At 71.3% G+C, this 10,132-nt stretch carries 9 protein-coding genes; 5 read left to right on the top strand and 4 right to left on the bottom strand.

Translation table 11 applies throughout. The features are described from left to right. Window positions 1-7: 7 nt before the first annotated feature. Window positions 8-586 (bottom strand): TetR/AcrR family transcriptional regulator, encoded by a 579-nt coding sequence (locus OU996_RS09350; protein WP_267585323.1) that lies wholly within the window; start codon window positions 584-586, stop codon window positions 8-10. Window positions 587-661: 75 nt separating this feature from the next. Between OU996_RS09350 and OU996_RS09345 the strand changes: the two genes are divergently transcribed. Further along, a complete protein-coding gene (locus tag OU996_RS09345) occupies window positions 662-1,579 on the top strand; it encodes a DMT family transporter (RefSeq protein WP_267585322.1) in 918 nt (305 codons plus the stop codon). Between the two features lie 31 nt (window positions 1,580-1,610). Here the strand turns inward: OU996_RS09345 and OU996_RS09340 are convergent, their stop codons facing one another. Beyond that, the gene (locus OU996_RS09340; protein ID WP_267585321.1) at window positions 1,611-2,447 is read right to left on the bottom strand and encodes an aldo/keto reductase; all 837 of its coding nucleotides are present in this window, start codon (window positions 2,445-2,447) and stop codon (window positions 1,611-1,613) included. Window positions 2,448-2,568: 121 nt separating this feature from the next. On the opposite strand from OU996_RS09340, the gene OU996_RS09335 reads away from it, so the two are divergent. From OU996_RS09335 to OU996_RS09320, 4 genes are all read left to right on the top strand, one after another. After that, window positions 2,569-3,537, top strand: coding sequence for an NUDIX hydrolase (locus OU996_RS09335; RefSeq protein WP_267585320.1), 969 nt, complete (start codon window positions 2,569-2,571; stop codon window positions 3,535-3,537). 254 nt (window positions 3,538-3,791) lie between these two features. Then, a complete protein-coding gene (locus OU996_RS09330; protein ID WP_267585319.1) occupies window positions 3,792-6,353 on the top strand; it encodes a rhamnan synthesis F family protein in 2,562 nt (853 codons plus the stop codon). Next, window positions 6,346-7,389: a hypothetical protein gene (locus OU996_RS09325; protein ID WP_267585318.1), complete on the top strand. Its 1,044-nt coding sequence runs from the start codon at window positions 6,346-6,348 to the stop codon at window positions 7,387-7,389. The genes OU996_RS09330 and OU996_RS09325 overlap by 8 nt, the downstream gene beginning before the upstream one ends. A 1-nt stretch (window position 7,390) precedes the next feature. Continuing rightward, the gene (locus OU996_RS09320) at window positions 7,391-8,224 is read left to right on the top strand and encodes a DUF6270 domain-containing protein (RefSeq protein WP_267585317.1); all 834 of its coding nucleotides are present in this window, start codon (window positions 7,391-7,393) and stop codon (window positions 8,222-8,224) included. Between the two features lie 33 nt (window positions 8,225-8,257). On the opposite strand, the gene OU996_RS09315 is transcribed toward OU996_RS09320, so the two are convergent. Beyond that, window positions 8,258-9,016 carry a sulfotransferase family protein gene (locus tag OU996_RS09315; protein WP_267585316.1) on the bottom strand — a complete coding sequence of 253 codons (759 nt, stop codon included), beginning with the start codon at window positions 9,014-9,016 and terminating at the stop codon, window positions 8,258-8,260. Next, window positions 9,013-9,969 (bottom strand): sulfotransferase family protein, encoded by a 957-nt coding sequence (locus OU996_RS09310; protein ID WP_267585315.1) that lies wholly within the window; start codon window positions 9,967-9,969, stop codon window positions 9,013-9,015. The genes OU996_RS09315 and OU996_RS09310 overlap by 4 nt, the downstream gene beginning before the upstream one ends. Window positions 9,970-10,132 lie beyond the last annotated feature (163 nt).

The raw sequence follows: 10,132 nt of genomic DNA, 5'->3' as shown, positions 1-10,132 counted from the left end.
TGTGCGCTCACCCCGACCGCCCCTTTAGCGTCGCCAGGGCGAAGCGGGTCAGGCGGTCGAAGGCGGCGCCGTCGCCCGCCCGCGCCCGCAGCACCGCGCCCTCATAGAGGTCGATGATGAAGGCGGCGGTCTCTGTGGCATCGAGGCCGGCATCGACCTCGCCCGCCTGCTGCGCCTCGACAATGAGGGCGGCAAGATCCGCCTGCCAGCTACCGAAGACGTCGCTGAGCTTGGCCTTGAGGTCATCGCCGAGGCCGGGCGCGGCCAGTGCGAGAACGCCATAGAGGCAACCGGCGACATCGCCCTCGGCCATCGTGTCCTCGACGAGCTTTTCCAGATGGCGCTTGAGGCGAGCGAGAGGGGTGAGCGCCGCATCGGCGAACAGCGCGCGCCGCTGCGTGCGGTACTGCCCGGCGTAAGCCTCGAGCACGGCGCTCGCGAAGGCCTCCTTGCTGGAGAAGAAATGATAGAACGAGCCCTTGGGCACGGCGATGGAGGCCAGAAGCGGGCCGAGCCCGGTGCCTTCATAACCCTGCTCCAGCATCGCCTTGCGGCCGGCAGCGACGATCTTTTCGCGCGTCGACATTTTGCTCCCCCCTCACTAGACGACTGGTCTACTTTGCCCTAGTTAGAGAGCGTTCGCAACCGTCGAGGGGCCGCCATGTCGACCATTCACACGCAGCCCCGCCTGCCCGTCTCCGCCCTGCTGCGCAGCCGTTCGGGCGGCTTCGCCATGGTGCTCCTCGGCACGGTGCTGTGGAGCACGGCCGGCTTCTTCGTCCGGCTGGCGGAGATGGATTCCTGGTCGATCGTGCTGTGGCGCTCGCTCTTCGCGGCGCTGGCGCTGCTGCCCTTCTGGCTGCTGACCGGTCGGAATCGGCGGGCCGCCCTGCGCAGCCTCCTCACCCCGCTCGGCCTGTTCGCCGTGTTCCTCGGCGTCGCCGGCAACGTGACCTATATCGTCGCGCTGCAGCTCACCTCGGTCGCGACGGTGATGACGGTGGGCGCCGTGCTGCCTTTCGTCGCCGCCGCCATGGCCTTCCTGGCGCTGGGCGAGCAGCTGAGCCTGCGCTTTGTCGGCGCGGCGGCGCTGGCGAGCCTCGGCATCGTCATCACGGCCGGGGCGTCGATGTCGCCGAACGATCTGGCGGGCATCGGCATGACCTTCCTGATGGTGCTGAGCTGGGCCGGGCTGCTGGTGCTGGTGCGCAAGCATCCCGCGCTCGACCTGACGCTGGTGAGCCTCGCCTCGGCGCTCGCCGCCGCCCTGGTGGCCCTGCCGATGGTGCCCGCCGGCCTGCCGCCGGCGCACGGGCTGATGGTCTGCGCGCTGCTTGGGGTGCTGACCTCGGGGCTCGCCAATGTGCTGAGCCTGATGGGCGGGCGTTACATCCGCTCGGGCGAGGCCGGCTTCATGATGCTGATCGACGTGGTGCTGAGCCCGCTCTGGGTCTGGCTCGCCTTTGCCGAGAAGGTCAGCGCGGCCCAGATGGTGGGCGGGGCGCTGGTCATCGCCGCCGTCGCCTTCTACCTGATCCGCGATGCCGCGCGTCGCCCGGCGGTCTGCCCGGCCACCTGAGGCGGCCGGGCCGTCGCCTGACGGCGCAGCCTCACAGCATCTCCAGCGAGCGCTTGCGGCTCGGCGGGGGGAACGCCTTGTCGAGCGCGGCGAGGTCGTCCGCATCGAGGCGGATGTCGCGGGCGCCGGCATTTTCGCGCATATGGGCGGGGCGGGACGCCTTGGGGATGACGATGTTGCCGGGGAAGCGCAGCGCCCAGGCGAGCGCGATCTGGAACGGCCTGGCGTTGTGCTTGGCGGCGATCTCGGTGAGCACGCCGGCGGTCTTGATCCGCCCCTGCTCGATCGGGCTATAGGCCATCAGCGGCATTTCGTGCTGCTGGAGCCAGGGTAGAAGATCCCATTCCGGGCCGCGCCGGGTGAGATTGTACAGCACCTGATTGACCGCGCAGGCCTCCCCGCCCGGCGTCTCCTCAAGCTCGATCATGTCGTCCGTGTCGAAATTCGACACGCCCCAATGGCGGATCTTGCCGGTGCTCTTGAGGTGCTCGAAGCCGATGATGGTCTCCTCCAGCGGCACGCCGCCGCGCCAGTGCAGGAGATAGAGGTCGAGCCGGTCGGTCTTCAGCCGCTTCAAACTGCGCTCGCAGGCGGCGATGACCCCAGCGCGGCTGGCATTGTGCGGGTAGACCTTGCTGACCAGGAACACCTTGTCGCGCAAGCCTTCCAGCGCCTCGCCCAGGAAGCTCTCGCAGGCGCCCTCGCCATACATTTCGGCGGTGTCGACCAGCTTCAGGCCGAGCTCGACGCCGAGGCGGACCGATTCGGCCTCCTCCTTCCGCGCCGCGGCCCGCTCGCCCATCATCCACGTGCCGATGCCGAGGGCGGGCACCTTTTCACCGTCGGGAAGCGTCACCTTGCTCATCATCCACCTCGCGCATGCTCAGGGTTCGTCTCAAGCCGGATTGCCATCGCAGCGCCGGGCGCGCAACCATGCTATCAGCGCGACACCGCCATTCGCACGCCCAGCCTAGCCGTCGTGGAGCCCGATGACGCCCGCCCCCTCCCCCGCTTCTGAAGGCACGCCGGAACCGGGGCTCGCCATCGGCCTGTCGGCGGTCATCGTGGCGGTGACGGGGGACGACCCGAAAGTGCTCGCCATCCGCCACGCCAATGGCCGCGAGGGGCTGCCGTCGGGCCCGCTGGAGCGCGGCCACCGCACGCTGGAAATCGGCCTGCGCAGCTGGGTGGAGCGGCAGACGTTGCAGGAACTCGGCTATGTCGAGCAGCTCTACACCTTCGGCGACCGCGACCGGGGCGAGGACGGCGCGCGCGCCCTCTCGCTGGCCTATCTCGCGCTGGTGCGCGAGGCCCGCCCGGCCGGCGACGCGGATGCGGCGTGGGAGAGCTGGTATCGCTATTTCCCGTGGGAGGACTGGCGCGACGGCCGCCCGGCTTTGCTCGACGCGCTGATTCCGGGCCTGCGCGCCTGGGCGGCCTCGGCCACCAATCCGCGCATGGCGGAGACGCGGGCCGAGCGGGTGACGCTGTGCTTCGGCGGCGATTCCGGCTGGAACGAGGAGCGCGTGCTCGAACGCTATGAGCTTCTCTACGAAGCCGGGCTGGTGGCCGAGGCGCTGCGCGAGCGCGGTTCCGACCGCGTGGCGCCCGGCTCTTCGGGCGCGGAGATGCGCGAGGACCACCGGCGCATGCTGGCGCTCGCCATCGCCCGGCTGCGCGGCAAGATCAAATACCGCCCGGTGGTGTTCGAGCTGATGCCGCCGAGCTTCACCCTGCTCCAGCTCCAGCGCACGGTCGAGGCGCTGTCGGGCGTTCGGCTGCACAAGCAGAATTTCCGCCGGCTGATCGAGCAGCAGCGCCTTGTCGAGGAAACCGGCGAGACCACCGCCGAGACGGGCGGGCGCCCCGCCCGGCTCGTGCGCTTCCGCCGCGAGGTGCTGATCGAACGCCCCGCCCCCGGCGTGCGTCTGCCCGGCGGGCATGGCAGGCGGGGCTAGACGGTGGGACGTCCGCGCCGGACGGCTGACCTTTCCCAGTATCCACAGCCGGTCGCGAGGACGACCCGCGCGCCTCGCTCGCGCCACATCGAGAGCTGCCGCCGAAAATGGTCCGCCGGCCCGTTGATCTGTAAAAAACAAAAGCGCGGGCCAACTTTCTCATGGTAGGTCATCACCGCGTGAGGTGACGGCGACAGGCGCAATTCCTGCTTACTGCCACGTGGATATACAGGAATTCAGGTACGTATAAACTGATGAACGACCGTCCCGAGCTGGACGACGCGTGGCGGAAGGACACATCCCTCCCCCTCGCGCTCGGCCTCAGCGATCTCAGCGACAAGCCCTTTCGCCTGCGGCGCTCGCCCCGGCGCAAGCCGCGACTCCGGCGGCTTCTGACGCCCTTCACCAAGCTGGCGACGCGCCTCCTGCGGCTCGGCACGGCGGCGCGACTGGTGATCACCGACATGCGCGAGAACTGGGGCGGCGCGGCCTCCCGACTGCTGGCGCAGTATCCGGGCGCGGCCCCCGGCGGCGGTGGGGCGGTCGCGCTCTACGCGCATTTCGCGCCGCATTCCGGCGTCAGCGACATGGTGGTGCGCCAGCTACGCGCCTATGCCGGGCTGGGCTTCCGCATCGTCTTCATCTCCAGCGCGCCGCGCCTCGACGCCACCGACCGCGCCGCCATCGCCGAACATGTCGAGCTGATCCTCCACCGGCGCAATTTCGGGCTGGACTTCGGCGCCTGGAGCGATGCGCTGGCGCTGCGGCCGGAGCTTCTCGACGGGGCGGATGAGCTGCTGCTGGTCAATGATTCCGTGCTCGGCCCGTTCAGCCCGCTCGACGACATGATGGACCGCCTGCGCGCCGGCGGGGACGGGCTGTTCGGCCTGACCGACAGCGTGCAATACGCCCCGCATCTGCAGTCCTATTTCCTGCTGGCGCGCGGCGAGGCGGCGATCGACGATGTCGCCGGCTTCCTGCACGACCAGCGCCTCACCGCCAACAAGCGCGTGGTGATCGAGCGCTTCGAGGTCGGCCTCAGCGAGCACATGCGCGATCTCGGCCACCGCGTCGCCTCGGTCTGGGGCTATGACGACATCGAGAACGCCGTGCTCCAGTCCGAGAGCGACATCGCCGCGCTGCTGGCGGTGCTGCCGGGCAACCGGACGCTGGCGGCGGGGCCGGGCGGGCAGTTCACCCTGCGGCGGCAATTGCTCGATCTGCCGCTCAACCCGGTGCACCACTTCGCCGGCGTGCTGATCCGCCGCTGCGGCTTTCCGTTCCTGAAGACCGAGCTGGTGCTGAAGAACCCCGAGCGCCTGCCGGAGGCGGTGAACTGGCGGACGCTGGTGCCGGTGGACGCGCCGGTGCCGGTGGCGGTGATCGAGGATCATCTCGCCGCCTATGAGCGCCCGCGCCGCCGCGCCCGGCCGCGCCGTCCGGCCGCCGCGCCGGCCCTGCCGGGGGAACCGGCCGCAGCAATGGCCCCGCCGACGGTCCTCCCGCCGTGGCACGCGCCACTGCGCGCGGCCTGGGCGCGGCGCGCGGCGCCCCCCGCACCCGCCATCGCGGCGCCGACCCTGTCGGCCAAGGCGCTGGCGGCAGCTCTGCCGCAGGTGCCGCTGGTCATCGCCTTCAGCCATGACGACTACGCCGCCCATTGCGGCGGGGTGCAGAATGTCATCGCCGCCGAACAGCGGGCCTTCGCCGCCGAGGGGGTGGGCTATCTGCACCTCGCCCCGGCGCAGGCCGCCCCCGGTCTCGCGGCTGTCGATCCGGCGGCGTGCTATTCGGTCCGCATCGACGGCACGCATCTTGGCCTCGCGCGCCTTGACGCGCTGCTCGACGCCTGCCGCGAACTCGGGCGGCAAAAGGCGGTGATGGCCGGGCTGGTCCACCACCTCGCCGGCCATGCGCCGGAGCAGGTGCAGGCGCTGATCGAGGCGACGCAGGCACCCGAGCGGCTGTTCTGGCTGCACGATTTCGGCACGCTCTGTCCGAACCCGATGCTGCTGCGCAACGACATCGCCTTTTGCGGCGGGCCGGCAGCGGATTCGGCCGCCTGTACGGTCTGCGCCCATGGCCCCGCGCGCCCCGAGCATCTCGCCCGCGTCGCCGCCTTTTTCACCGCGCTCCAGCCGGTGGCGCTCGCCCCCTCGGCCTCGGCGCTCGCCTTCTGGGAGAGCCGTATCGACGGACCGGTGACCGGCACCGCCGTGCTGCCGCCGGCCCGCCTCGTCGCCCTGCCCGCGCCCGGCCTTCGCCGTACCGGGACGCCGCTGCGCGTCGCCTATCTCGGCGCGCGCGCCTCGCATAAGGGCTGGCCGGTCTTCGCCGCGCTGGCGGAGCGTGTCGCGGATACAGGCCGCTACGAATTCCTGCAGCTCGGCATCGACGCCGCGCTGCCGGCAAGCCCGGCGGTGCGGTGCGTGCCGGTGCAGGTGAGCCCGGATCACCCCACCGCCATGATCGACGCGCTGCTGGCGCAGCAGGTGGACGTGGTGATCAACTGGTCGCTCTGCCACGAGACCTTCTCCTTCACCACCCATGAGGCGCTGGCCGCCGGCGCCTTCGTGGTGACCCACGCCCAGGCCGGCAACGTGCCCCACGCCATCGCCGCCAACGCGCCCGCGCAGGGGCTGACGCTGATGGATGAGGGGGAACTCGAGGCCCTGTTCGTCGAGGGCCGCCTGCAGGAGGTGCTGGCGCAGGCTTCCCGCGCGCGCCACATGCTGGCCTTTGGCGGGGCGAGCGCGGAATGGCTGCTCGCCCGCCGGGCCGAGACGCGCATGCGGACGCTCGCCCGCCATGGGTGACACGCACATGGCCGCCGGCACCGTCCACTGCTTCACCTCGGCCTCGCTCGCCTATGCCGACCGGGCGCTGGTGCTGGGCCACAGCCTGCGCCGGCAGCATCCCGACTGGGTGATCTGGCTGTGCCTCGTCGACCGCCCGCCGGAAGGGTTCGCGCTCGATGCGCTGACGGCGGCCTTCGACCATATCGTACCGGCGGAAGCGCTCCCCATCGCCAGCGTGCGCGGCTGGCTGTTCGGCCATGACGTGGTGGAAGCCTGCACCGCGGTGAAGGGCGCGATGCTCGGCCACATGCTGGATCAGGGTGCCGACCGGGTGCTCTATCTCGACCCCGACATCGCCGTCTTCGCCCCGCTGACCGCGCTCGCCGACCAGCTCGACACCGCCGATGTTCTGCTGACGCCGCATGTGCTGGTGCCCGAGCCCACGGCGGCCGGCGTGCTCGACAATGAGATCGGCGCGCTGAAGCACGGCATCTATAATCTCGGCTTCGTCGGCGTGAGCGGACGCGGCGAGGGGCGCCGCTTCGCCCGGTGGTGGGACGAACGGTTGCAGGCGCACTGCATCGACGATATCCCCGCCGGCCTGTTCACCGACCAGCGCTGGTGCGACCACGTGCCGGTGTTCTTTCCGGGCACGCAGATCGTGCGCGATCCCGGCTGCAATGTCGCGAGCTGGAACCTCGCCAACCGCCCGCTCAGCATCGGCACGGACGGGGTAATCCGCGCCGCCGGCGTGCCGCTGCGCTTCTTCCACTTCACCAAATTCACCGGCATCGGCCGGCTGATGCTGGAACGCCAGGGCGGCACCGCCAGCGCTCTCGCCGAGGTGATGGCCTGGTACGCCCACGCCCTCGCCGCGCAGGCGCCCGCCGGCCTGCCGGCGGGTTGGTGGGCCTATGGCCACTATGCCGACGGCCGGCCCATCCCGCGCGAGCACCGGCGCCGCTGGCGGGCGGACGATGCGCTGCGGGCCCGCATCCCCGACCCGTTCGCCCTGACCTTCCGCGAGGCCGCCGAGCTGACCCGGTCGGCCTGAGATGAACGAGAGGCGCCGCGTCATCCTCGGCAGCTGCGTCACCCGCGACGCGTGGAAGCTGCCGGAGTTGGGAGGCGTGCCCCCAGCGCTCTATCTCGGCCGGACCTCGCTCGCCAGTGCCTCGCTGCCGGAAGGCGCGGCCAATCCGCTGGCGCCTCTGGTGGAGCGGATTCCACCCGGTGTGCCGGGCAAGGACTTCTCCAAACGCTCGCTCACCGCTGAACTCGGCAAGACCACCGTCGCGCAGATCGCGGCGGCCCGGCCGGACGTGCTGTTCCTCGATTTCGTCGACGAACGCTTCGACCTGCTCGCCTGCGGCGCGGCGCTGGTGACGGAAAGTCTCGAACTGATCGACAGCGGGGTCATGCATTTGCCGCCGCTGGCGCAGGCGCGCCGTGTTCCCCGCCTCTCGCACGAGGCGTGGGCGGCGTGGGAGGCCGGCCTCCTGCGGCTGCGGCACGCCTTTGACACGCGGCAGATTCCGGCCTGCCGGATCGTGCTCCACGCCTGCCTGTGGGCCGACACGTCGCTGACGGCGGAGGGCCCCCGGCCCCTGCCCGATGCGTGCGAGATCCTGCCCGGCCGCATCGTCTCGCGCGCGGCGCATCATGAGCTTCTGCACCGCATGCACGCGGCCTTCGCGGCGCGGTTTCCCGAGGCGGTGGTGATCGAGATTCCGGCTGCGCTGCGGGTCGCGGACCCCGCCCATCGCTGGGGCGCGGCGCCCTTCCACTTCATCCCGGCCTATTACGAGGCATTCGCGCGCGAGGCCGCCCGGCACGGCGTTCCGCTTGGCGCGCGCGGCGCGGACGACAGCGGACGCCGCGACGGCTGAACATAGGCTCGATTAACGGCCGGCGCGCAGCTCTCAGCCCGCGGCCAAGGTCGGCCAATGGGCGGCGTCGATGTCGGCGAGCGCCACCGCCGCGCGAGTGTCCGGCGCGAACAGTTCGCGCAGGCGGGCGACATCGCGCGGCTGCGGCACTCGGTGCGGAAACGGGTTGGCGCGCTCGCGCCGCGGGCTCACTGGCGGAAAGGCGTCGATCCCGGCAAAGGCGGCGATACGCGCGAGCGTGCCGGCCGGGTCGGCCGCCAGCGCCCGCGATTCCAGAAACAGAAGCTGGGTGTCAGGGAACAGCAGAAGCGCGCGCCGCACCTGCCCGAGATAGAAGCCGCGCTCGACATAGGACTGGTCGCGCCAGGCCGGCCCCAGCGGCGCGCCTTTGAGCCGCGCGGGCTCGACCGTGATGGCGTCGGAGAAGGACAGCGTCTCGGTGCCGCGATGCACCTCCATCGACCAGTGCGACCAGGCCCGCTCGATCGGGTCGCGCAACAGCAGGATGATCCGCGCTTGCGGATTGTAGCGGCGGATGCGGGCGAGCGCCGGCGGCCAGAAGCTGCTGATCGGCGTCGCCTCGAACCGCATCACCCCCGCTCTAGCCGGCGGGTAGAACGCATGCAGCCGCTCATAGGGCGGGTCTTCCCAGGTGAGCGCCTCATCGTCGAAGAAATGCGTCTCCTTCACCGAGGGCGCGGCGAGGGCGGGATGCTGGCGCAGATAGGCGTCGAGGCTCGTCGTCCCCGCCTTCTGCACCCCGGCGACGAACAGCCCGACCCGCTCGCTCATGGCGCGGGCGCGCGATGCAGCGCATCGAACAGCTGGGCGAGCGCGGCCCCGTCGCCCGCCGGGTCGGTGGAGGCCCAGAGCGGATTGGGGGTGGAGAGCCGCCGGTGCAGATACTCCGCTTCCAGCAGATCGCTCTCGCGGGTGGCGATGGCCATCACCGCACGAGCGGCGGCGTCGATGCGGGCGTGCTGGGCGGCATTGTCCGCCCCGGCGAGCCCGGTGAGCGCATCATGCAGCGCCTCCAAACGTGGGCCGAGGCGTGGGCCGAAGGTCTCCACCGCATCGAGCCCGCGATGGTGGCGCAGCTCGGCCTTGAGCGGGGCGTCGGCGGGATCCTCCACGCGCCACGGGCCCGGCAGCGACCGGATGCGCGCCGCTGTGTCCCGCCAGTCCGCCATCATATCGGCATAGCCGACGGTGACGCGCGGCAGGTCGCGGCTGTCGCGCTCGGCGGCGATGACATGGCGGGCCCAGAGGAAGCCGGCATAGGTCGCGGACATCGGATCGCGCCGGGCGAGCGAGGCGGCGACCTCGGAAGGGTGGCGCAGGGCCAGGACCACCGCGACTTCCAGGCCGAGCGCGCCGAGCACCTCACGCGCCAGCGGCACGAAGCGGCACATGCGGGGATCCTTGATGAGCGCGAGCGGGGCGTCGGGGTAATCCTCCGCGATCACCTGCGCCATCTCCGCGAGGAGCGCGCGCGCCGCCTCCGCCGGGATGGCCCCGAGCGCGAAGGGCTTGAGATCAAACCAGGCGCTGCCCCCCGCCGCCAGCAGCCGGTCATGAAGGGCGACGAGGGCGGCCGGCTCGAAATAGCCCTCGGGATTGTCCGGGCCCGGCGGGTTGAGGCGCAGTGGCAGGTCCGCGCCCAGCTCGGCGAGCAGATGGGCCAGCGCGGAGGTGCCGCTGCGGTGCATTCCCAGCACGAGGCAGGCGTGGCGTCGGTGCGGCACGGCGAAATCCCCCGGAAGACACAGCACGCCGGCACGCGCTGCAGGAGCCTCCTAGCATGGCTGGCGAGCCGAGGCAGCCGCCCCCGGCGCTGCGAGACGGAACGCCGCTCCAAGGGCAGGCGATCTGCCGCAGAGTTAGCAAAGGTCCGCGACGGTCTTCCCG

This window comes from Ancylobacter sp. SL191 (genome assembly GCF_026625645.1).
Taxonomy (GTDB): Bacteria; Pseudomonadota; Alphaproteobacteria; order Rhizobiales; family Xanthobacteraceae; genus Ancylobacter.
The sequence above is the reverse complement of the archived record's forward strand: the minus strand, read 5'-3'. Positions and strand labels throughout refer to the sequence as shown.

Bases quoted from the DNA above. Each gene is read 5' to 3' on its own strand.
- OU996_RS09315 (WP_267585316.1), bottom strand. From the start codon at position 9,016: ATGAGCGAGCGGGTCGGGCTGTTCGTCGCCGGGGTGCAGAAGGCGGGG.
- OU996_RS09330 (WP_267585319.1), top strand. From the start codon at position 3,792: ATGAACGACCGTCCCGAGCTGGACGACGCGTGGCGGAAGGACACATCC.
- OU996_RS09335 (WP_267585320.1), top strand. From the start codon at position 2,569: ATGACGCCCGCCCCCTCCCCCGCTTCTGAAGGCACGCCGGAACCGGGG.
- OU996_RS09340 (WP_267585321.1), bottom strand. From the start codon at position 2,447: ATGATGAGCAAGGTGACGCTTCCCGACGGTGAAAAGGTGCCCGCCCTC.
- OU996_RS09350 (WP_267585323.1), bottom strand. From the start codon at position 586: ATGTCGACGCGCGAAAAGATCGTCGCTGCCGGCCGCAAGGCGATGCTG.
- OU996_RS09320 (WP_267585317.1), top strand. From the start codon at position 7,391: ATGAACGAGAGGCGCCGCGTCATCCTCGGCAGCTGCGTCACCCGCGAC.
- OU996_RS09345 (WP_267585322.1), top strand. From the start codon at position 662: ATGTCGACCATTCACACGCAGCCCCGCCTGCCCGTCTCCGCCCTGCTG.
- OU996_RS09325 (WP_267585318.1), top strand. From the start codon at position 6,346: ATGGGTGACACGCACATGGCCGCCGGCACCGTCCACTGCTTCACCTCG.